Consider the following 23325-nt stretch of genomic DNA (forward strand, 5'->3'; position numbering starts at 1 on the left):
TCTACGAATATTTGGTTCGTTGCGAATAAGTCTGAATATATTTGGTCAGCTGGGAATTAGAACCTTCGGCTCTTTAAAGATTGGACTGAGTATCTTTGGACAATTAGGTCTACGAATATTTGGCTCGTTGCGAATAGGTTTGAATATATTTGGTCAGCTGGGAATTAGAATCTTCGGTTCTTTAAGGGTTGGACTGAGTATCTTTGGACAATTAGGTCTACGAATATTTGGCTCGTTGCGAATAGGTTTGAATATATTTGGTCAGCTGGGAATTAGAATCTTCGGTTCTTTAAGGATTGGAGTAAATATATTTGGACAATTAGGAATTAGAATCTTTGCTTCGTTAAGGTTTAGCTTAAATATCTTTGGTCAGATAGGTGTAAGAATATTTGCTTCTTTAGGAATGAGCTTGAATATTCTGGGTAGTATTGGTGCAAGAGTTTTCGGATTTCTTGGAACTGCCTTCGGAACATTATTTAATAAAGGCGGGAAAAACGATGCATTTGGGCAACCAAGGCGAGATATAGGTGCATTAGGTAATATTGGTCAAAAGGTTTTTGGATTTTTAGGCAATAGCATAAATATTCTGTCAAATATTGGCACAAAAGGTTTAGGCCTTTTAGGTAATGCATTTAGTGGTATTGGACGGGCAATAATGGTTGTCGGACGCGTTATGATGGCGAATCCAATCCTTGCCATTATTGGTGTCATTTCAATGGCTGCTATTTATATTTGGCAGAATTGGGAGTCATTGGGGCCGAAATTTATGGCTTTATGGGATAGTGTGAAAAATATCTTCAGTGGTGCCTGGGAGGGAATTAAAAACCTTGTCAATATAGCGTGGGAAGGTATTAAGAGCTTTTTCATGGATGGTGGCTTAATTGGCATTATCTACAATAACTGGGACACGATTAAACAAAGTGCTTCGGAAGCCTGGGAATGGGTCAAGTCAACAATCAGTGGTGCCTGGGAGTCAGTTAAACAGAATACATCTGAAATTTGGGAAAGTGTCAAAAAATCAATCTCAGATAAATGGGATGAAATTGTTGCCGATGTTCAGGCTATTCCAGAGAAATTAAAAACTGCCGGTTCGGATATGATCGATAATCTGTTGACTGGTATTCAGGAAAAATGGGAAGCACTGAAAGGTAAGATTTCTGCTATTACTGACGTCTTCACATCATGGTGGAAAGGCGATGAGAAAAAGGAAGTTGCACTAAAGAAAACAGAGGAAATTACTAAAAATGAAACGGCTCAGCAGGCTAAACAAGTACAGCCGCCCCTATACGATAAAGGTGGCTATGTCCCTGCTGGAAAAACAGCCATTGTTGGAGAACGCGGTCCTGAACTTGTTAGTGGCGGGGCAAGTGTTACTAGTCGTTTAGATACGGCGAAGTATGCAGCCGTGGGCGTTGCCATCAGCGCTATGTCATTACCTGTTGCAGCGCAGGACGCACCGTTACATGCACAAAGTCTGCCTGCTCATGCCTATGAGGAAGTTCAGGCAAAACAGGGGCGAAGCCAGCCACAGCAATTTAGTGGTGTAGCACCGCAATATAACATTTATGTCTATGGCTCTCAGGGACAGTCCGCGCAGGATATCGCCCGAATGGTCAGGCAGGAACTGGAACAACGGGAACGTATGCAGCAAGCCCGTATGCGTAGCTCACTTTCTGACAGAGGAGAAGATTTCTGATGATGGCAGCACTTGGTTTATTTGTTTTTATGCTGAAAACCACGCCATACCAAAGTTTTCAACATAAACAAAGTTGGAGACATGCCTTCAATAGCCGTGTGGGAGCACGGCCTGCATGGCAATTTGTGGGTCCGGATAACGATACAGTAACGTTATCTGGAGATCTTTATCCTGAACTGACAGGTGGCTCCTTGTCGCTAATAGCATTGAAATTGATGGCTGATAGTGGCAAAGCATGGTCTTTGATTGATGGTAGTGGCGCAATTTATGGCATGTTTGTTATTGAAAGCATTGATCAAACAAAAACGGAATTTATGTCAGGTGGTGCGCCCCGTAAAATCAGCTTTACGCTAACACTACGGCGTGTTGATAACAATCTGTTGGAGATGTTGGGCGATTTGCAGCAACAGCTGACGGATATTAAAGGCAAAATGCCTAACTCATGGGATGAGCTTTCGAAACTGAAGGATGACGGTATAAAGACAGTTAAGGAGTTCTTCTCATGATCGATTTCAAACAGTGGGTACCAAATACAGGTTGGATACCTCAATTCGATTTGATTACAGGCAAAGAGGGAGCACCAGCTTTTCGCTTAGAAATCGATAATAAGGATATTACCGGAAAAATACAGTCACGTTTAATGTCTTTATCTCTGACGGATAATAGAGGAGGGGAATCAGATCAGCTTGATATTGAACTGGATGATGCAAATGGTGAACTCAAACTGCCATCAAGAGGCAATATTTTGACATTGGAATTGGGGTGGCATGGCTACCCTTTAACCCCAAAAGGAAAATTCGTTGTTGATGAAATTGAACATGTTGGTGCTCCTGATCGAGTAACCATACGTGCCCGCAGTGTTGATTTACGTGGTTATATGAACGTTAAGCGCGAGTTGTCTTACCATCAACACACGTTAGAAACTATAGTTAGTACGGTCGCGATAAGAAATCAATTGAACTTTAAGGTTAGTGATACTTTAAAAAACATCACTGTGCATATCGATCAGACTAATGAATCTGACGTAAGCTTTTTGACTAGAGTAGCGAAGCAGGAAGGGGCGATTGCATCGGTCAAAAATGGCGAATTGTTGTTTATTCGTCAAGGAGAGAATGAAACAGGCAGTGGTACGCCTATTCCTCCGGTCAAAATTATCCGTAATTCTGGCGATAATCACAGATTTACACTATCAGATCGTGAGTCTTACACCGGAGTAATAGCGCAGTGGCTGGATACACGCACAACGGCTAAACAGACGGTAGAGTATAAGCGGAAAGAATCCCAAAATACTAAGGTTGAAGTATCAGTTCAATATGAAAGTACTAAACCGGATACGACAAAAGATAAGCCATCAAATAAAGAGTCACCTAAAAAAGATGGAGGTTCTAAAAACAAAAAATCTCCGGAAAAGGAGAAAGGAAAGTCTAAACATAAATCGGGGAGGGTAGATCTGGCAAAAAGCGGATCAAAAAAGCATAAACCTTCTTATGTTCAGCCCGTTCGTAAAGGGGAAAAGCGAAGTGACAAGAGCTTCAGCGTTGATGGAAGTTTTTCTTATGAAGAACAACAAGAGTCTGTGGTTGAATATGAACAAACAACCACTGAGCAACAAAAATCCAAGCAATATTTGCAAGGTTCAAATGAAAATGTTCTGACTCTTTCTCGTATATATTCCAGCAAAGAAGAGGCAGGACGCGCAGCCGAAGCAGCTTGGAAAAAATTACAGCGAGGTGTAGCACAGTTCTCTATTACTTTAGCGAAAGGGCGTGCTGAGCTTTACCCTGAAATGCCAGTGCATATTGAGGGATTTAAAAAAGAAATCGATGGCACTGACTGGACAATCGTTAAAGTCACTCACAATCTTAGTGACAGTGGATTCACTACGTCACTGGATCTTGAGGTTAAACTTGATGAGGTTGAAATCAAACCAGAAGCAAAAGATCCCAAAATAAATGCTTGATCTCGATATGAGATCTTTGATATATTGTTCACCATACGAGATGGTGTTATTTCAAGACTGTTATCCCAAGAACAATGCTTTCAAGAAAGGTGAACAATTATGATCAAGTGTCCTCTTTGTAATCAATCAGCGCATACCCGTAGTAGCTTTGAGCATTCCAGCCAAACAAAAGAGCGCTATAACCAATGCCAGAATATCAATTGTGGGGCAACGTTCGTCAGCCATGAAACGTTTGTGCGCTTCATTTCTAAGCCAGGTGATGTTGAAAGTGTTACGCCGCATCCGAGGGCAAAAACTAAGAGACAACCTCGTCAGAAAGCTGCGCCACAAGCTGCTGTAACCCAATAAATATAAATAATGAAAAAAACCTTGCTCCAGTTTTTGCCACCTTTATGGTGGCTTTTTTTATGGATATTGATAATGAAAAGTTCTCAATAAGAGAACCTTATGACTGAGGCTCAAAAATCTATGTCTTCATGAGACGCCCGCTTTTCAGCGTAGCAGGCGTCAGTCTATGGCAGGATTACTTCTGAGATTCCGCCTGTAAAATCCTTTGCATCTCATCCTTTATATGGAGTTTTTCTTTTTTTAATCGCACGACTTTTTCGTTATAGCCAGCCCCATTCGGGCCTTCAAGCTGCGATATTTCATGGTCAAGGCGGTTATGTTTTTCAAACAAGGATTGGAAACGAGGGTGGGAGTCTTTCAGGTTGGATACTAAATCACGATCTTCTGCAAATTCTGGAAACATGGGACCTCCAATTACGAAGTTTACTACCACACTATGAGTGTAGCAGCCCATTGTAATACCAGATTTGAGAGATATCACATAAAAAATATTTTATAAAAATGGCATATCCCTATGATTGTTAATGTAAATTTATTCTCCAATGAAGGGGCTGTTATTTTCTTTCAAAATAATAGTGGTAAAAATCAGTGCGTTGCCAAAAAAGCATAATTTATTACTGAATTTTCGCTGTTATGATTCTCTTGCGTTGTTAAACATACCAAGAGGTGAAAAAATGAAAAAGTATCTGCTTGCTTTAGCTGCTATGAGCGTTTCTGTTTATGCTCAGGCTGATAAAACGAATGATCTGGCTCCATTTCCTGAACCTTCAGAGGGCATGGTTCGCAATGTAATTACGCTAGCATCTGAAAAGGACGAAAATAATTACATGGTCGAATTGATGATTGGTAAAAGTATGATGGTAGATTGTAATCATCACTGGTTTGGTGGGAAGCTCGAAACCAAAAATATCGATGGTTGGGGATACAATTACTATGAGTTGGATAAAGTGGTTGGCCCAATGTCAACTAAAATGGCCTGTGTAGATCAGAAAAAAGTCATGAAGTTTGTGACAGTGAATTTAGATAAGGATGCATTTGTACGTTATAACAGTAAATTACCAATCGTAGTATATACACCGAAGACAATAAAAGTTAAATACCGTATTTGGCAGGCATCAGATAAGGTCAATACATCAGTACAGAAATAAATTACTCATTAAGTAACTCAACAACCTGAGTTTAATATCAATAAACTCAGGTTGTTATGTTGATTAAATAAATACATCCTCTCTAATTACTGAAATTATTACTCTCCTTATTTTCTCATCATCTATTTTCTGCTGACGGATCCTTGCACATATTTAAAAATACTAACTAAACTTTGTTTGGATTCTTTTGCATTCATGCAGGTATCGTTGAGGAATCATAGAATGTTTAAAAAATTATCGGCAGAGTTCTTAGGAACTTTTTGGTTAGTGTTCGGAGGGTGTGGAAGTGCTGTTTTAGCGGCGGCATTCCCACTGCTTGGGATTGGTTTTGTGGGAGTATCACTGGCTTTTGGTTTAACGGTTGTGACTATGGCATACGCTGTCGGCCATATTTCAGGGGGGCATTTTAATCCGGCTGTCACATTAGGTTTATTTGTTGGTGGACGTATTCCAGCCAAAGATGTCATTCCTTATATTATTGTTCAGGTGATTGGAGGAATTGCGGCCGCAGCGATATTGTATTTAATAGCGAGTGGTCAGAGTGATTTTGATGCAACGGAAAGCGGTTTTGCTTCCAATGGGTATGGGGAACATTCTCCCGGAGGATTTTCATTACAATCTGCTATTATCATTGAGTTGGTATTAAGTGCATTTTTTCTGATTGTTATTTTTGGAGCTACAGATAAGAATGCATCAACTAAGTTTGCGCCATTGGCGATTGGTTTGGCGTTAACCCTGATTCACCTAATTAGTATACCTGTAACAAATACATCAGTTAACCCTGCAAGGAGCACAGGAGTAGCTATTTTTCAAGGAACTTGGGCGATAGAACAGTTATGGTTATTCTGGCTAACTCCCTTGATTGGTGGAGTTATTGGTGGCTTGATATACAGATGGTTATTACAAAAAAATGAGTAAATGACAAATGTTGTTATGTTATTAAATGCCATACGATAGTGTGGCATTTTTCTAAGTGGGTAAGGAATATTAATTAGCGCTTATAGAGTAAACGTTTAAGAATGTTATGGTAGTATATACAACAATCTTAATATGGAAATTTCATTAGATGTTAAAGTTGGTTGTAAATCTCAATCTATGATAAAGAATTTCTATATGAATAAATATCTTAAGATGCTAAGGAATAAACTTTTCTACCATATATGTGAATTATTCCCTGAATTTGTTACAAAATCAATTTACAAAGAGAGATTAAATAAAAAACTAAATCTGGTAACGCCCACTACATTTAATGAAAAATTACAATGGTTAAAACTCAATACATATAATAACAATAAGTTAGTTACTCAGTGTTCTGATAAATTATCTGTTAGAGGTTATGTGAAAGATAGAGGGTGTGAAGAAATACTGATCCCCCTTTATGGCTCTTGGGATAAAGCCAGCGATATCGGTTGGGATAATCTTCCTGATAAATTTGTTATGAAGTGCAACCATGGTGCATGTTATAACATTATATGCAGAGACAAAAAAAATCTTAATATTGTTGATGAAGTTAAAAAGTTAAATCGTTGGATGAGAGAAGATTATTGGCGTAAATCTGTGGAAATGGTATATAAAAATATACCTAAGAAAATTATATGTGAAAAATTAATTGAAACAAAAGATGGGTTATTACCTTACGATTACAAAATGTTTTGTTTCAATGGAAAAGCCATGTTCGTCATGGTATGTGCTGATAGAGAATCAGGAAATCCAAAATTTTATTTTATAGATAGAAATTGGGAAGTATTACCTTATGGTATCGATTATATGGATAATGATGTTGGTTGTCTGATAAAACCAGAAAATTTTGAAAAATTATTTTTCTATGCTGAAAAATTAGCGCAACCATTTCCATTTGTCAGGGTTGATCTATATCTAAATGATAGGATAATAAATTTTGGTGAGTTAACTTTTATCCATTCTGCTGGTATAGATAATGAGTTAAACAGTAAAGTAAATAAAAATGTAGATGAAATTATTGGTGCTCTTATTGAATTGGATTTTGATAATAGAAGTTAAATTTAGATTCAAAGTGATAAATTAATATAAGGATTTGTTTCATGAATGAAGGTGTTCCTAAGATTTCTGTAATAATGTCCGTTTTCAATGGTTATGAATTTTTGTCTGAAGCTGTGGAGTCAATTCTCAATCAATCGTTCTATGATTATGAATTTATCATAGTTAATGATGACTCAACGGATAATACAAGTCAGGTACTCTCTGAGTTTCAGAAGAGAGATAGCAGAATTAAAATTATAACTAATGCCTATAATATGGGTCTTGCTAAATCTTTGAATATGGCAATATCTTTATCCAGAGGAGAGTTCATAGCAAGAATGGATGCTGATGATTATTCATTTCCAGACAGGCTCAAAAAACAATATGATTTTATGGTTGAGCATACTGATGTTATTGTTTGTGGTACAGCTATGAGTATCTATGAAGAACCGGGTAATAATAAAATCCCACCTTTAAGCCATGAAAACATAATATCCCGCATTGCATTTGACTGTCCTTTCTATCATCCTACTGTAATGATAAGAAAAGAAACCTTCCTGAAATTAGGAGTTTCTTATCCTGAAAATTATAAAAGGGCACAAGATTATGGATTATGGGTTAGTTTATTTTTGTTAACAATTGGTAAAGGGTATAGGTTTATTAATCTTCCAGATGTTTTATTAAAATACAGGGTTCATCCTGAAAAGGTAAGGGACGATGATTATAATGAGCAATTGCTTTATTCAGCTGAATCCCAATTTAAATTAATACCTTATTTAGGTATTGAAGTGGATTTAAATAGTTTGGTAAAAATCAACTTGAGAGATAAACTATCTGGTTATGAAATTATTAAGCTAAATAGAATATTGAAACAAATAGCAATGGGGATAATGTTGTTATTGGCTCAGGAAGATAGGGGATATGTACATGATATATTAATAGCCAAGCAATATAAATTGTATTCTAGGTCTAAAACAACTAACGTAATTGGGTTTTTATTAAAAATATACTCCAGATTTATTTACTTTTCCAACAGGAAAAAAATAAAATTATTTTTATAACTTTTTTCTCTTTAAGTAATAAGTCGAAATAAGATAAAAAATTCTTGAAGTACGTAAAAAAACATAATAAATAATTATCTATATGTCGAGATTAATATGGTGCCTATATTATCCATCATTGTTACAGCACATAATTTTGAGAATTTTATTCATAATTGTTTAATAAGTATAGAAAGGTGTATTGGTGTTAATGAAAATCGTGAAATTGAAATTATATTAATTGATGATAAATCCACTGATAAAACACCTGAAATTATGATGTTTTTTAAGGAGCAAGGAAATAACAATGCTAAATATTTTAGAACGGAGTTTGGCAATATTGGTAAGGTAAGGAATTTTTCGATTCAGAATAGCTTGGGTAAATATATAACGTTCATAGATGGTGATGACGTAATTCCTTTATTCGATCTTGATATGGTATTGGATTTTTTGGTTTCTAACGAAGTTGATATTTTGATATCTAAAATTAATGATGTCTATAATAATTCTGATTGTATTTATAAGTCTAACTTCATCTTGCCATTAAAATTAACACAAGATGAAGCAGTTAGAGCTTTTTTGAAGCATAAAAAATTTCAGGCCCATTTTTGTGGGAAGTTTTTTAATCGAAAGTTATTTGAAGGTATAAAAATACCCGAAGTTATCTGTTATGAAGATGCACTTATATTTCCTGATATATTATTAATAAGTAAAGATATTTTTATAACAGGCTCTGTGTTTTATAATTATATAAAACGGAGTAATAGTTTATCAAATGATATTAATCCTGATAAAGCTAATATTATGGCTGATGTGATTATAAACATGAATAATGTCTTTAGTGATAAATATAAAAACATTATTATTACTCATGCTGTAGAGCATCTTTTAAAAAGAAAAAATTTATTATCAGATGAAAAGAAAGGTTACCTAGAAGGAATGATAAAAGCAGTGAATAAGGTTTCATATTTTTTGGATCCCAATGTAAGATTCAGCTTTAAGCGAAAAATATTAAAGCTGTAATTTGATACACTTAAAGGGGAATAATATGAAGCAAGTTATGCAATGGAAACGTGATGATTATTGGATTACAACAGATAAGAGTAAGATTGATATCAACTTTGTACATAATAACCTCACTAAATTATTTTGGGCTCGAGGAATTGAATTTGAAAAAGTTAAAACTGCGGTAGAAAATAGTTTATGCTTTTTATTATCCCATCAAGATAAAAAAATTGGATTCGCTAGGTTAATAACTGATTTTTCGACATTTTCTTATGTCGTAGATGTGTTTATTATTGATGAGTATCAAAAGAAAGGATTAGGGCGCTGGTTGATGGAGTGCGTTTTACAGCATCCAGCCGTTACCGATGTAGATCATGTAACACTGGTAACTTCTTCAGCAAGCTGGCTTTATCAGAAACTGGGATTTAAACCTGTTACAGAGCAAGATTTCGTCTGGACACTAGAGAAAAGGCAAAAGTAGTCACTTTATTCAATCTAATTTGTTAATTCCAGTCAGTCAATTTTTCCGGATTGCGCATTACCCAGATATCAGAAATACGACCTTCTCTGACAGAGATTGAAATAACTGAAATAATTCGACCAGCGGCTTTTCCAATTAGCCCTGGTTCTCCATTAACAAAACTTTCCTCGAGTTGGAGATCATTTTGGCGTGTGAAAGCGGAAAGGAAAAAATCAATAACTGCATCCCGGCCAATCAGTGGTATGGTCGAAGCACTGACAAAACCACCCCCATCAGTAATAGCATTAACTCGTTCGTCTAGAATAGTAACTAATTCCTGTATATTACCTGTAAGCCATGCCATCCGGAAAGCAGCATTTACTCGAGCATGTACTGCCTTAGAGGAGGATAATTGCCTTTTCTGGTTAACCCTTTTTCGCCCAGATGAGGCTAGTTGTCGGCACGCTTGTGGTGTTCTGCCTACAATCTCACTAATTTCTTCGAAAGAATATTGAAATACATCATGAAGAATAAAACTGACTCGTTCAGCAGGAGTCATTTTATCAAGGACAACCATTAGTGCCATAGAAACTGAGTGCGCAAAGATAAGATGATCGGCAGGGTCAGTTCCTTTACTCAGTTCAGCCGCAGCCCCCCAACTTTCACTTTCTAAAGCTGGTTCAGGTAGCCATTCACCAATATAAATTTCACGTTTTGATTTGGCTGACTTAAGCTTATCCAAGCAGATTCGGGTTAGCGCTGTTCTTTGCCAGGCTATGGGAGAAATGATTTGCTCACGTTCAACTGATGTAAGTTTATACCATCGTAAATAGGTTTCCTGTACGGCATCTTCAGCATCTGGGATGGTTCCCAAAAACTTGTACGCCATCAATTCAAGCTTGGTGCGTTTAGAATACACTTTCTCTGATTCGTTATGACACTTATTCTTAATTAGTTTCCTGTTATTCACTTTTACATTCTCCAATATTGAAATGGTCCAAATTATATGACGAGATACTAGATGAAAATGTCAGGCATCCTCATTTGATAATAGTTAAAAAAATACATTTAAAAGTCTGACATTTTGTTATGGGGATTCGTCTTTATATCAGACTCTACGAAATTTGCCGTCGATCAAGCGGTAACTTGAAGGTAACAGATGTACTCACTAAGGAGATATGTAATGTCCGAATCTGAAGTTATATTTATCAATATTATTGAAGTCGATCCAAAGAATCAGACTGAAGTTATCAAACTATTGCAAGAAGGAACCGAATTAGTTATTAGCAAACGCCCAGGATTTATTTCAGTCACATTGCTGGCAAGTGGTGACGGTAGCAGTGTTGTGAATATAGCAAAATGGAAAAGTATCGCTGACATTCAGGCAACACAGTCAGACCCTGAATCAGCTGAATTTGCAAAGCGCGTTTTAGCGCTTGCTAAGCCCAATCCAGGGATTTATAAAATTGTCGGGCAGTATTCAGCTTGAAATTATAATTGGAAGCTTTCTTTTAAGGCCTGAGTAAAATCAGGCTTTTTCTTTCAACTCACTCCAGTGGCTGATAATTTTCCCGACGATGCCATAATCACGGGCTTCTTCCGGCCCCATCCAGAAATTACGGTCGGTGTCTTTTGCCACTTTATCTATAGGGTGACCGGTGGCTTCACTGATAAGCTGGTTTATGCGACCACGCATTTTTAATATTTCTTTTGTTTCAATTTCAATGTCGGTGGCTCTTCCCTGAACGCCACCCAAAGGCTGGTGGATCATAAATCGGGTATTAGGAAGGCAATAGCGATGTTCTTTTTTGGCTGCAAGGAAGAGAGTGATGCCCGCACTGGCGACCCAGCCAGTACCTATCATAAACACTTCTGGCTTAATAAATTTGAACATATCATGCAGAGTATCCCCGGATTCGACGTGTCCCCCCTGACTGTTAACGAAAACTTTTATGGGATTATTATTGAGTTCCTGTAGTAGAAGAAGCTGAGTTATCACTTTCTCAACTAATTGTTGGTTGATTTCTCCGGAAATAATTATAGAACGTGATTGAAAGAGTTTATCCTGAAAAAGAGGTGTGATGAGGCTATTTTTTTCTGGGCTGTTGTTTGTCATTTGTATTCTCACTTGAAAATTTTTCTTTATTATAAAAAATATAGCCCTAAAAATTTTTCCTGAAAGTTTATTTTTTCATTGACATTTTAATTGATTGAAATGTATTTTTTGTGAATTTAACGGATTATCTAATTATTTAAGACTTGATTTTCAGTGGAATAAGTTTGGGAATGATTGAATAACCGCCGTATGATTTTTAATACCTAATCATCCGGCGGAAATTAAATTTGTTATGGTATGAGGGAATAGTTATGGTCTCTGTCTAACACAGAAGAATACTAAACTTATTCCTTAACCCCTTCTACAGAAATGATTAACTCAACTTCCTGCGATTTTGGCCCCAAGTCGGCTTTGATATTGAAATCTTTCAATTTAATTTTGCCGTTCGCTTCAAACCCGGCGCGATAACCGCCCCACGGATCTTTACCTTCTCCCATCAGCTTCGCTTGCAGTGTGACTGGTTTGGTTACACCATTGAGTGTCAGTTCACCGATAACTTTGTACTGTTCACCCTCTTTTTCCACTTTAGTTGAGGTAAATTTGGCTTCTGGGTATTTTGCAGTGTTTAAAAAGTCAGCACTACGTAAGTGTTTATCACGTTCAGCATGGTTGGTATCGATACTGTCAGTTTTAATGACGACACTGACTTTATCAGCGGTCGGGTTTTGGCTATCGAAGGTAAAATCACCATCAAATTTTTTGAAATTACCATAAACCCAGCTCATACCTAAATGCTGAATACGGAACTCGATAAAGGCGTGTTGGCCAGCAGTATCAATTTTATAGTTGGATGCCATTGCTGAGCTTGCCCCCATCAATAAAACACCCGCAGTCAGGCCGATTAACGTCTTTTTCAACATAATGATTCTCCAAAATTTATTTTGTGTCTGGTGGGAAACCAAACATTCTTTTTAGCGTACTATCACGATCAATAAAGTGATGCTTTAATGCAGCAAGCCCATGCAAAAGGGAAAATACAACAATCAGCCAGGCAAGATATAAATGGATAATACCTGCGGTATCTGCTTGTATCCCTTGTCTTACGAGTGTGGCAGGGATTTCAAACCAGCCAAAAACACTGATGGGTTGACCATCAGCGGTGGAAATAAAGTATCCGCTGAATAAAATGCCAAACAGGACAATATAAAGGGTAAGATGAGCCAGTTTTGCGCTGATCCGTGTAAGTTGGCTGTAACTGCTCAGAGGTTTTGGCGGGGGAGATATAAATCGCCAGATAACACGAATGACCATGACGATAAAAATCATGAACCCAATGCTTTTATGCAATTCAGGTGCACGGTGATACCAGCTATCATAATAGCTTAATGTCACCATCCATAACCCCAGCATGAACATTCCATAAACAGCGAGAGCAATTAACCAGTGGATCAAAACAGAGACATGACCAAATTGTTTGGAAGTGTTTTTTAACAGCATATCGTTTCCTTATTTTTGATCACTTTAAAAAATATAGTCTACTAACACAGGTTATATACCCAAAGAATTTCAAGCTTTATCGCGGCGGCAAAAAAATTCATCCTCGGGAGCATAGATAACTATGTGACCGGAATGAATAAGTACAGCCAACAAAGAGGCAGTCTGAAAGACGAAGGGCATAAACATAAGTGAAAATCCCAAGCATTATAATAGATGAAAGTCTGACATTATTTCTGTGAATTTCAGACAAATAATTTGTTTAAGAATATCAAAATTTATCAATAATGAATTTAATGTTCTCCTTTTCGAGTTAGATAAAATAAAATGGAATAAATATATTCATCTTAGATATATAAAAATAAGTTTAATTAATTAAGATGGGTGGCATATTTATGAGTTTGGATTATTAATTAAAATTGTTATTAAATATATATCATTTGTGATTATTTCTGTTGTGAATATAATTACTGTTAATTGATAAAATTATTTACTCTTGTTGTTAAATAGCCACCCACTTGGTAGCTGGCTATTTATTATGCATTTAATTAAGTCAGTTTTTTATTTTTCCCCAACGAGGCGACAAATCGTTTCCGTGACCAGATAGCTTTTTTCAAATGCGCTCATCGGCAAAAATTCAAAACGAGAATGGAAATTCAATGCTCCGGTAAAGTAATTTGGTGTGAAAATACCTCTTGCCGATAAAGCCGAGCCATCTGTGCCTCCACGCATCGGAATGATATTAGCAGTAATTCCTTGAATTTTGAGTGCTTCAAGAATCAGATCAATTGCGGTACGGTCGTCACCTAATGAGTCGCTGATATTGCTGTAGACATCTTCAATCTTATAATCTATTTTTGCCCGGGGGTGACGGGCCCGGATAAGTTCAATTGACTGAGTAATATAAGCTTTACGCTCTTTATAGCTATTACGGTCAAAATCACGAATGGCCATTTTGATTTTTGCGTTATCTGGATTGGCGATTAAGTTCGTAAAATAAAAATAACCTTCACGGTGCTCAGTATGCTCGGGTGTATCATATTTATCAAAACAGCCGATAAAATCATATGCAACTCTGATTGGGTTTAACAATACATTCTTTGCAGACATAGGATGTGTGCTAATGCCTTTGATTGTAATTTCGACAGAGGCTGCATTGAAAGTTTCATAGATGACTTCCCCCAGCGCACAACAGTCAATTGTATAAGCGAAATCAACATTGAAACGGGATAAATCCATCAATTTGGAGCCACGTAGCCCAATTTCTTCATCAGGAACAAAAGCCACAGAAATATCACCACAGTCAAATTCCGCCTGCTGTAATTTATCCATCAGCTCCATGATAACGGTAACCGCAGCTTTGTTATCTGCACCAAGAACGCTGGTTCCGTCGCTGAAAATGATTGGCTCACCAATATAAGGGGCTGCTTCGGGGTGTTCGCTTGTTTTAAACCAGATATCTTCTTGACTGTTCAGGCATAAATCTTTTCCCTCATAAAGTAAGGTCTGCGGTTTTATGACTGCCGACAACCCGACATCAACGGTGTCCAGATGGGCCACAAAACCAATTTTTGGGGCGGATGGTTTATTGCCACGACGCACAGCATAAAGAATAGCGTACTCATCAATATAAATATCATCAAGACCATAACTTTCCAGCTCTTTCGCCAATAATTCTGCCAGCTTACGTTGCCCTTCGGTACTCGGTACAATAATGCTGGTGGCATCACTCTGGCTTTCAATAGCTAAATAGCGGTAGAAACGTTGTTCAAGCTGTTGACCTAATTCATTCATTTTTTCTTCCTTTCTGTATTCAATACATGAAGCTCTATTGTGCAGGGTGCCATGTGTAACCACTGTCGAAACCAATCGGAATATCAAATGCCCAGAACACATAAAGTGTTGCCGTTAAAATAATCAGCAAGCCAATGGTGAATGGGAGCATCATTGAGCATAAGGTGCCGATACCGGCATTTTTATAGTATTTCTGGCAATACATGAGGATCAAAGGATAGAACGGAAACATCGGCGTACTGACGTTCATTGCTGAATCACTAACCCGAAAAGCAGCTTGTGTTAATTCAGGGGAAATACCGACGGCCATTAGCATCGGCACAAGTACTGGCGCCATAATTGCCCATTTCGAGGTTGCTGATGTGATCATAATATTAATGATAGCCGTTAATATGATCACACCGAATACGGTCAGACCGGATGGCATTTCGAGTGTACGTAGCAGCTCCGCACCGGATAAGGCTAATAATGTACCAAGATTTGAGTGATGAAATGAGTACAAAAACTGAGCGGCAAAAAACACAAAAACAATAAACGGGATTAATGACTGCGTGATGTTTTCCATTGATTTAATGACATCACGGCTTGAGGTAAAGGATTTAGTTAAATAGCCATACACAATACCCGGCACAGCGAAAAACAGGAATAAAAGCGGGACAACTATCTGCATAATAGGAGCTTTCGGGCTGGTCATGCTGCCATCCGGTGCTCGCATTGGGGATGTTTCCGGCCATAATAAGGCGATAAGACCTATACCCAGTAATAACACGGTAGATCCTGCAATGCGAAATGCACGATTTTCTTCAGGTGTAATTTTTTCCAGATCCTTTTCAGTATCTGTTTCAATACCGGCTGAAACAGGGCAGTTCTTGTTCAACCAAGGTTCTACGACTTTTTCTGTGATGAACCAACAGATTAAAATAACGCCAAATGTCGCCCCAAGGCTGAAAAAGTAGTTACAGAGCACATTCACATGGTAACCGGGCGCCATCATCTGAGCCGCATCCTGTGTGAAGCTCTGCATGATAGGGTCAATGATAGAAGGCGTATAGCTTGCAGTGAAACCACCGGCAAGGCCGGCAAATGCGGTAGCAATACCCGCAAGAGGATGCCTGCCACAGGCATAAAACATCATGGCGGAAACCGGCATTAAGATAACATAAGCGGAATCCGATGCCAGATGAGAAACAATACCGACAAAAGCAACGGTTGGGGTGAGCATTTTGGGGGTAATGAAAGAAAGCATTTTTTTCAATGCTGTTTTTATAAAACCACTACTTTCTGCAATTCCAATTCCTAACGTTGAAACGATTGTAATTCCGAATGGCGGGAAATTAATAAAGTTTTTCACTGCCCCTGTCACGAATAATATAATTTCCTCATATTGAAATAAATTAACGATAGATATTTTCTCTTTCGAAATGGGATGATAATAATCAAAATTTACGAAAGAAAGTAAAAACGATAAAAGCCAACATATTATCAGGGCATAAACAAATAACATTGTTACGCCGGGCATAACATTACCTATACGTTCGACACGGTTTAAAAACCCTTTTCTTTGGGGATAAATATTTGTTGTCATATTTGCAATTTACTCATGTTATTAGAATAATACGATCACACCGCAGTTAATTGTTTATTAAAAGAATATCACTTTTTTATTAATTTTTTCCGCATCTTTAATAGGTCTATAGCCTAAAGCATTTAAGACTTTGGATAAAAAAACTATAGGTGCTGTAGGACTGATGTCAATGTCAAAAGTCAGTTTGATATATATGTATTTACTCTGGTAGAAAAAAACTATAATGTTCTCATGTATCAATATTCACCATCATACCCAATATATTTCGGATGGTAGTCAGTAAAGCAGCATATTCAAATATAAAGGGACTAACAGAGAGAAATACGATGTATACATTGTGGATAGCGAATAAAAATTACTCTTCCTGGTCGTTGCGTCCGTGGATTTTACTCAAAGCGCTGAATATTCCTTTCAACGAGCAGTTAAGTTACTTTGAAGATGGTAAAAGTAGCCATGAGAAATTTAAGGCATTCTCACCAACGGGTCTTGTCCCTTGTCTGGTAGATGGTGATATTACAGTTTGGGATACACTGGCTATTACTGAATATGTTGCAGAGGAACATGCTCAGATATGGCCAAAAGATCGTACTGCCAGAGCGTGGGCAAGAAGTGCGGCAGCAGAAATGCATTCTAGTTTTACTGCATTACGCCAGATTTGTTCAATGAATTGCACAAAAACAGTGGTATTAGCTGAGATATCCCCTGAATTACAGAGCGATCTTTCTCGGCTTGATGAACTTTGGTCTGAAGGGTTAAGCCGATTTGGCGGTGAATGGCTGGCAGGAAGTTCTTTCACAGCAGTGGATGCATTTTTTGCGCCGGTAGCTTTCCGAGCCAGAACTTACGGATTGAAATTTACACCTGTGAGTCAGGCATGGATTGATAGGATTCTAAAACATCCGGCAATGGTGGAATGGTTGGAAGCAGCGCAAAAAGAACCTGAAATCGCGCATTAATATATTGCTTTTCATTCCCGCTAAAAAGCAACAAATTCATTGAAGAGCGCAATAAAAGCGCTCTGATTTCAGATCATACGCCATCATGCAATTCATTAGAAATAAAAAAAAGCTCCGCATTGGCACGGAGCAGGAATGGGTAAAAGTAGCTGGGAAAATGTAGTACAGTTGTATAGTAATACCCTCCTGCTAAACACCGTTTAAATAGGTGCGAGAATACTGTAATCCGTTAGCATTAATGATGATAAACCGCATCACGTATCACATCCAGTGACGCTGGGTTTTCTATCAGCGCAATATCACTGGGATCTCGGCCCTCACAAATTGCCTGCATAGTACGGCGTAACATTTTCCCTGAACGGGTTTTAGGTAATTGTGTGACAAAATAAATACGTGCCGGACGCCCGACACTACCCATCTTTTTATCGACCAGATCCATCAGCGATTTTTCCAACGTTGCAAAGTGGTCAGCACTCTGAATTTCTTTTCCTTCTTTGAGGACGACAAAGGAAACAGCGGCTTGCCCTTTGACATCGTCTTTAATACCGATAACGGCAACTTCAGCAACATCTTGATGGCTTGCAATACACTCCTCTATTTCCCGTGTTCCCAGACGATGGCCCGAAACATTAATCACATCATCCGAACGCCCCAAAATAAAGTAGTAACCCTCACTATCACGAATACCCCAGTCAAAAGTCGAATAAACCTGTTGCTCGAAGTGTTTCCAGTAGGTATTCACAAAACGGCGATTATCACCATAAATAGTCTGGATACATCCCGGGGGTAAGGGGCCTTTGATAACTAACATTCCTTTTTCGTTATCACCACATTCTTGTCCGGTTAGCTCATTAATTAATCTGACATTAAAACCGTACATCGGGAAGCCGGTGCTACCAAAATGACCGGGTCTGTCATCCAGTGCTCGTGCGATTGCCATAATTGGCCAGCCAGTTTCAGTTTGCCAGTAATTGTCTATCACAGGGACATTAATGGTTTCAGTAATCCAGCGCGCGGTATGTTCGTCGAGTGGTTCACCTGCCAGATAGAGCGTTTCAAGAGAGGAAATATCATATTGAGCAATATTGTCTGTCGGGTATTTTTTCAGGACACGAATGGCTGTTGGTGCAGAAAACATTCTGGTAACGTGATATTTTTCCACAATCCGCCACCAGATCCCGGCATCCGGTCGGATGGGCAGTCCCTCATACATGACGGTTGCCATTCCGGCAATCAGCGGGGCATAAACAATATAGGAATGTCCTACAATCCAGCCAATATCTGATGTGCAGAAAAATGTCCCGCCGGGTTTGCCGCCAAAAATAATATCCATAGATGTTGCCAGAGCAACGGCATAACCACCAACATCCCGTTGTACACCTTTGGGTGTTCCTGTTGTCCCGGACGTGTAGAGCACACAGGAAACGTCATTGGATTCGAGCCATGTTACAGGAACTTCAGCTCCCAAATGTGCCTGTCGTAATGTGGCGAAATCCAGATCCCGGTTTTTGACCCAATTTATTTCACTCAACCCACGGTTTATCATCAATACATGACGTGGGGTATGTGCTGCCAGTTCAATGGCTTCATCTAATAATGGTTTGTAGGGGATGATTTTTCCTCCCCGGGATCCTGCATCAGCGGAAACGACCAGTGCCGGCTCTGCATTATCTAATCGGGTAGCAAGGCTATGGGCAGCAAACCCGCCAAAAACAACAGAATGGATGGCACCAATGCGGGCACAGGCAAGCAGGATAAACAGAGCTTCTGCTACCATCGGCATATATACCACGACACGGTCGCCTTTTTTGACACCGAGAGATAGCATAATCGCGGCTGCCTGATTGACTTCCTGATATAACTCCCGATAGGTGAAGACTTGCTCGGTATTGGTTTCTGTTGAAACCGCAATTAACGCCTTGGCATCAGGCTGGCTTTCCAGCCAGCGATCTAATGCGTTGTAGCATAGGTTAGTTTTTCCGCCACAGAACCAGCGGGCAAAGGGAGGATCACTGTGATCCAGCGTTTGTTCAAAAGGATGTTGCCAATAAATCCGTCTGGCTTGTTCTGCCCAGAAATCACTGGGGTCATCAATCGAACGCCGGTAAAAATCTTGAAATGACATAATTTCTCCTAACGAGATATTTTTCCTGACGTAATATTTTCCTGATGTGATGTCAATAAATTGCAGATTAAATACGGTATAAATCAAGGTATTCGTTTACAGGGATGTCTTTTATATCGTTAAGTTCAAGGGAGACTGACAGAATTTTTTGTTGTTGTTCTTCGGTGAAACGCCTTGCCAGATTGGTTCTGAATTTTTCCAGCAGTGCCGGAACACCGTCGGCACGGCGGCGTCTGTGCCCGATTGGGAACTCGATGATGACTTCATCAAGCTGGCTGCCATCATTAAAAGTCATGGTCAGGGCATTAGCAATAGAACGTTTTTTGGGGTCAAGGTAATCCTGTGTGAAATCAGCATCTTCAACACAGGTTATTTTTTCCCGCAGAATATCAATACGCGGATCTCTGGCAACATCATCTTCATAATCTGCCGCAGTGAGACGCCCAAACAGTAATGGAATGGCAACCATATACTGAATGCAGTGATCCCGGTCTGCCGGATTATGCAGCGGGCCTTTTTTATCAATAATGCGGATACAGGCCTGATGGGTGCGAATAGTGATTTGAGCGATATCTTCAACAGTTTTTCCCTGTGCTTTCAGTTGTTGATGTAGCTGCATGGCCGCTTCAACCGCAGTCTGAGCATGAAATTCAGCAGGGAAAGAAACTTTGAACAAAATGTTTTCCATCACATAACTGCCATAAGGACGCTGAAACTGAAAAGATTCGCCCCTAAAGAGAACATCATAAAAGCCCCAGTTTTCGGCAGTTAATACGGAGGGATAGCCCATTTCACCCTGTTTTGCCATCAGCGCCAGACGAACGGCGCGGGAAGTGGCATCGCCCGCTGCCCAGGATTTACGGGAGCCTGTATTGGGCGAATGGCGATATGTCCGCAAAGACTGGCCATCTACCCACGCGAGTGACACGGCGCTTAATATCTGTTCACGATCCAGACCCATCATTTGTGCAACCACAGCGGTTGAAGCAACTTTTACCAAAACGACGTGATCCAGACCGACTTTATTGAACGAGTTCTCCAGTGCCAGACAACCCTGAATTTCGTATGCCTTAATCATGGCTGCAAAGACATCCCACATGGTCAGTGGTTCTTCCCCACGGGCGACAGCATTTCTTGACAACCAGTCCGCGACAGCAAGGATCCCGCCTAAATTATCAGACGGATGCCCCCATTCCGCAGCAAGCCAGGTATCGTTAAAATCCAGCCAGCGGATGAGTGTGCCGATATTGAATGCAGCCTGTATGGGATCGAGTTCGAATTGCGTTCCCGGTACTCGTACTCCATTGGGAACAACGGTTCCCGGTACAATCGGCCCCAGTAATTTAGTACAGGCGGGGTATTCCAGCGCTTCTAAACCACAGCCTAAGGCGTCTAAGAATGTGTGTTGGGCGGTGACATAGGCAATGGGGGAAACGATGATGTAGTCCATGACGTAATCCACGATATCTACAATCACTTGGTCGTATTCAGGCCGGTTATTGACAACGAAAGACAGTGCAGAGACAGGAATGGAGGTAGACATAATCAATCCTTTTGGAAAAATTGCATTAATGTACTGTTTATCAAGCTATTAATTAGCGGCTCTCAGCGCTTTTCAATCGGGACAAACGGCAGATTTTCCGGGCCGGTATAATTAGCAGTAGGACGGATAATTTTATTATCAATACGCTGTTCAATAATGTGCGCCGCCCAGCCGGAAGTACGGGCAATCACAAACAGTGGCGTAAACATAGCGGTAGGAACCCCCAACATGTGATACGATACAGCCGCAAACCAGTCGAGATTCGGGAACATTTTTCTCTTATCCTGCATCACAGATTCAATGCGATCGGCAATATTAAACATTTGCAGTGTGCCGGCTTCTTCGGAGAGCGTCTGCGCAACCTCTTTGATGACTTTGTGGCGTGGATCAGAAATGGTATAAACCGGATGCCCGAAGCCAATGATCACTTCTTTTTTCTCCAGACGGCGGAGAATGTCAGTTTCTGCTTCATCAGGTGTATCATAACGCTGTTGAATATCAAATGAAGCTTCATTGGCACCACCATGTTTTGAACCTCGCAGCGCCCCGATCCCCCCGATAATGGCAGAGTAAATATCGGAATTTGTCCCGGCAATGACCCGACTGGTAAAAGTCGATGCATTGAATTCATGTTCTGCATACAGGATAAGGGAAGTATGCATTGCTTTTTCCCATGATGCCCGTGGTTTTTGCCCGTGTAAAAGATGCAGGAAGTGACCTCCGATAGAATCATCATCAGTTTCTACATCGATGCGACGTCCGTTATAACTATAGTGATACCAATAAAGTAATATCGAGCTGAGGGAAGCGAGTAGACGGTCAGCAATATCGCGGGCACCAGCAGGATTATGATCCTCTTTTTCCGGTAATGTACAACCAAGAACGGAGACTCCTGTACGCATCACATCCATTGGATGTGCAACTGCGGGCAGTGCTTCCAGTGCGGATTTAACGCTGCTCGGCAAACCTCTTAATGCTTTCAGTTTGGTCTTATAGGCAGAGAGTTCGGCACGGGAAGGCAGTTTTTCATGGACTAACAGATAGGCAACTTCTTCAAATTCGCAGTGAGAGGCCAAATCAAAAATATTATAACCCCGGTAATGCAATTCCTTGCCGTTTTTCCCAACGGTACAAAGCGCGGTATTACCCGCTGTAACACCTGACAGAGCAACAGATTTTTTCGGTTTAATCCCTATAATTTGTTCATTCATGTGTATCACCTCGATTGTTTTTTTGGGAAAACAGAGCATCCAACCTCTGCTCAAAATCGTAATAGTTGATACTCTCGTAAAGCTCATTACGGGTTTGCATCATATGGAGCACATTTTTTTGCGTACCATCGCGCCGGAGGGCGGTATAGACTTGCTCAGCAGCCTTGTTCATGGCGCGAAATGCAGATAGGGGATAAAGAGCGATAGAGACATCCGCACTTTTGAGTTCTTCAAGGGTAAAAAGTGGAGTGGCTCCGAATTCGGTAATGTTTGCAAGTATTGGAATCTGTGTTTTTTCGGCGAAGGTTTTATACATTAGTAGCTCTGTGATGGCTTCCGGAAACAGCATATCTGCTCCTGCTTCTCTATAAGCTTCGGCTCTGTCAAGGGCAGCATTCAATCCTTCTACAGCCAGCGCATCAGTACGTGCCATAATGACAAAATTTTCATCATTACGAGCATCAACGGCTGCTTTAATGCGATCTACCATCTCCTCTTTGGAGACAATCTCTTTATTTGGCCGATGACCACAACGTTTTGCACCGACCTGATCTTCAATATGCAGTCCGGCAGCTCCTGCTTTAATAATAGACCGAACTGTGCGGGCCACATTAAATGCGGAGGAACCGAATCCGATATCCGCATCTACCAGCAGGGGTAAATCGCACACATCAGTGATGCGCCGGGTATCGGTTAATACATCATCCAGTGTTGAAATACCCAAATCCGGCAAACCTAGTGAACCCGCTGAAACACCGCCGCCGGAAAGATAAATAGCCTTATAACCTGCTCGCTTTGCCAACAGGGCGTGGTTTGCATTGATCGCGCCTACCACCTGTAACGGAGACTCGTCTTTTATTGCCTGACGAAAAGTCAAACCGGCAGAATAAAATCCCATATGCAACT

At 39.7% G+C, this 23325-nt stretch carries 23 protein-coding genes; 12 read left to right on the forward strand and 11 right to left on the reverse strand.

Translation table 11 applies throughout. The features are described from left to right. From AAC855_RS17520 to AAC855_RS17535, 4 genes are all read left to right on the forward strand, one after another. Positions 1-1696, forward strand: a 1696-nt coding sequence (locus AAC855_RS17520; protein WP_479715143.1) for a phage tail protein, incomplete at its 5' end; no start/stop codon positions are given. After that, positions 1696-2202, forward strand: coding sequence for a phage tail protein (locus tag AAC855_RS17525; protein ID WP_099121947.1), 507 nt, complete (start codon positions 1696-1698; stop codon positions 2200-2202). The genes AAC855_RS17520 and AAC855_RS17525, both read left to right, overlap by 1 nt. Next, the gene (locus tag AAC855_RS17530) at positions 2199-3656 is read left to right on the forward strand and encodes a phage late control D family protein (protein WP_340611304.1); all 1458 of its coding nucleotides are present in this window, start codon (positions 2199-2201) and stop codon (positions 3654-3656) included. Before AAC855_RS17525 ends, AAC855_RS17530 begins: the two co-directional genes overlap by 4 nt. Before the next feature lie 99 nt (positions 3657-3755). Then, positions 3756-4004, forward strand: a complete 249-nt coding sequence (locus tag AAC855_RS17535) for an ogr/Delta-like zinc finger family protein (protein ID WP_099121945.1) — start codon at positions 3756-3758, stop codon at positions 4002-4004. Between the two features lie 175 nt (positions 4005-4179). Here the strand turns inward: AAC855_RS17535 and AAC855_RS17540 are convergent, their stop codons facing one another. Further along, positions 4180-4407: an HP1242/YdcH family protein gene (locus AAC855_RS17540; protein ID WP_099121944.1), complete on the reverse strand. Its 228-nt coding sequence runs from the start codon at positions 4405-4407 to the stop codon at positions 4180-4182. Between the two features lie 271 nt (positions 4408-4678). On the opposite strand from AAC855_RS17540, the gene eco reads away from it, so the two are divergent. The 6 genes from eco (at position 4679) to AAC855_RS17570 (ending at position 9676) form a co-directional block, all read left to right on the forward strand. Continuing rightward, on the forward strand, positions 4679-5152 hold the full coding sequence (gene eco / locus AAC855_RS17545; RefSeq protein ID WP_340611305.1) for a serine protease inhibitor ecotin: 474 nt from the start codon (positions 4679-4681) through the stop codon (positions 5150-5152). A 222-nt stretch (positions 5153-5374) separates the two neighbouring features. Then, a complete protein-coding gene (gene aqpZ / locus AAC855_RS17550; RefSeq protein WP_340611306.1) occupies positions 5375-6070 on the forward strand; it encodes an aquaporin Z in 696 nt (231 codons plus the stop codon). A gap of 195 nt (positions 6071-6265) precedes the next feature. Then, positions 6266-7171 (forward strand): ATP-grasp fold amidoligase family protein, encoded by a 906-nt coding sequence (locus tag AAC855_RS17555; protein WP_340611307.1) that lies wholly within the window; start codon positions 6266-6268, stop codon positions 7169-7171. Positions 7172-7212: 41 nt separating this feature from the next. Beyond that, positions 7213-8211 (forward strand): glycosyltransferase, encoded by a 999-nt coding sequence (locus tag AAC855_RS17560; protein WP_340611309.1) that lies wholly within the window; start codon positions 7213-7215, stop codon positions 8209-8211. A gap of 96 nt (positions 8212-8307) precedes the next feature. Beyond that, positions 8308-9213, forward strand: a complete 906-nt coding sequence (locus AAC855_RS17565; protein ID WP_340611310.1) for a glycosyltransferase family 2 protein — start codon at positions 8308-8310, stop codon at positions 9211-9213. Positions 9214-9238: 25 nt separating this feature from the next. Then, a complete protein-coding gene (locus AAC855_RS17570; protein WP_340611311.1) occupies positions 9239-9676 on the forward strand; it encodes a GNAT family N-acetyltransferase in 438 nt (145 codons plus the stop codon). Positions 9677-9698: 22 nt separating this feature from the next. Here AAC855_RS17570 and sigJ read toward each other — a convergent pair whose 3' ends face one another. Next, complete coding sequence (gene sigJ / locus AAC855_RS17575; protein ID WP_340611312.1) at positions 9699-10625, reverse strand: RNA polymerase sigma factor SigJ; 927 nt, start codon at positions 10623-10625, stop codon at positions 9699-9701. Positions 10626-10838: 213 nt separating this feature from the next. On the opposite strand from sigJ, the gene AAC855_RS17580 reads away from it, so the two are divergent. After that, positions 10839-11144, forward strand: coding sequence for an antibiotic biosynthesis monooxygenase family protein (locus AAC855_RS17580; protein WP_340611313.1), 306 nt, complete (start codon positions 10839-10841; stop codon positions 11142-11144). 39 nt (positions 11145-11183) lie between these two features. On the opposite strand, the gene AAC855_RS17585 is transcribed toward AAC855_RS17580, so the two are convergent. The 5 genes from AAC855_RS17585 to AAC855_RS17605 all read right to left on the reverse strand — a co-directional run bounded on the left by AAC855_RS17585 (position 11184) and on the right by AAC855_RS17605 (position 16584). After that, a complete protein-coding gene (locus tag AAC855_RS17585; RefSeq protein ID WP_340611314.1) occupies positions 11184-11771 on the reverse strand; it encodes an ATP-dependent Clp protease proteolytic subunit in 588 nt (195 codons plus the stop codon). A gap of 284 nt (positions 11772-12055) precedes the next feature. After that, positions 12056-12631, reverse strand: a complete 576-nt coding sequence (locus AAC855_RS17590; RefSeq protein ID WP_340611315.1) for a YceI family protein — start codon at positions 12629-12631, stop codon at positions 12056-12058. Positions 12632-12647: 16 nt separating this feature from the next. Further along, positions 12648-13208 (reverse strand): cytochrome b, encoded by a 561-nt coding sequence (locus AAC855_RS17595; protein ID WP_340611316.1) that lies wholly within the window; start codon positions 13206-13208, stop codon positions 12648-12650. A gap of 558 nt (positions 13209-13766) precedes the next feature. Continuing rightward, positions 13767-14999: a peptidase T gene (gene pepT, locus AAC855_RS17600; protein ID WP_340611318.1), complete on the reverse strand. Its 1233-nt coding sequence runs from the start codon at positions 14997-14999 to the stop codon at positions 13767-13769. A 34-nt stretch (positions 15000-15033) separates the two neighbouring features. Further along, entirely contained in the window at positions 15034-16584 is a 1551-nt protein-coding gene (locus AAC855_RS17605) for an AbgT family transporter (RefSeq protein ID WP_340611320.1), read from the reverse strand. Positions 16585-16910: 326 nt separating this feature from the next. Here AAC855_RS17605 and AAC855_RS17610 point away from each other — a divergent pair, with 326 nt between their 5' ends. Then, positions 16911-17540, forward strand: coding sequence for a glutathione S-transferase family protein (locus AAC855_RS17610; RefSeq protein WP_340611322.1), 630 nt, complete (start codon positions 16911-16913; stop codon positions 17538-17540). Between the two features lie 235 nt (positions 17541-17775). Here the strand turns inward: AAC855_RS17610 and AAC855_RS17615 are convergent, their stop codons facing one another. The 4 genes from AAC855_RS17615 to prpB form a co-directional block, all read right to left on the reverse strand. Further along, positions 17776-19665, reverse strand: coding sequence for a propionate--CoA ligase (locus AAC855_RS17615; protein WP_340611324.1), 1890 nt, complete (start codon positions 19663-19665; stop codon positions 17776-17778). Between the two features lie 67 nt (positions 19666-19732). Continuing rightward, complete coding sequence (locus tag AAC855_RS17620; RefSeq protein WP_340611383.1) at positions 19733-21181, reverse strand: bifunctional 2-methylcitrate dehydratase/aconitate hydratase; 1449 nt, start codon at positions 21179-21181, stop codon at positions 19733-19735. 89 nt (positions 21182-21270) lie between these two features. Then, on the reverse strand, positions 21271-22419 hold the full coding sequence (prpC, locus tag AAC855_RS17625) for a bifunctional 2-methylcitrate synthase/citrate synthase (protein ID WP_340611326.1): 1149 nt from the start codon (positions 22417-22419) through the stop codon (positions 21271-21273). After that, complete coding sequence (gene prpB / locus AAC855_RS17630) at positions 22412-23317, reverse strand: methylisocitrate lyase (protein WP_340611328.1); 906 nt, start codon at positions 23315-23317, stop codon at positions 22412-22414. The genes prpC and prpB overlap by 8 nt, the downstream gene beginning before the upstream one ends. Positions 23318-23325 lie beyond the last annotated feature (8 nt).

It is taken from the genome of Xenorhabdus bharatensis (genome assembly GCF_037996705.1).
Lineage (GTDB): Bacteria > Pseudomonadota > Gammaproteobacteria > Enterobacterales > Enterobacteriaceae > Xenorhabdus > Xenorhabdus bharatensis.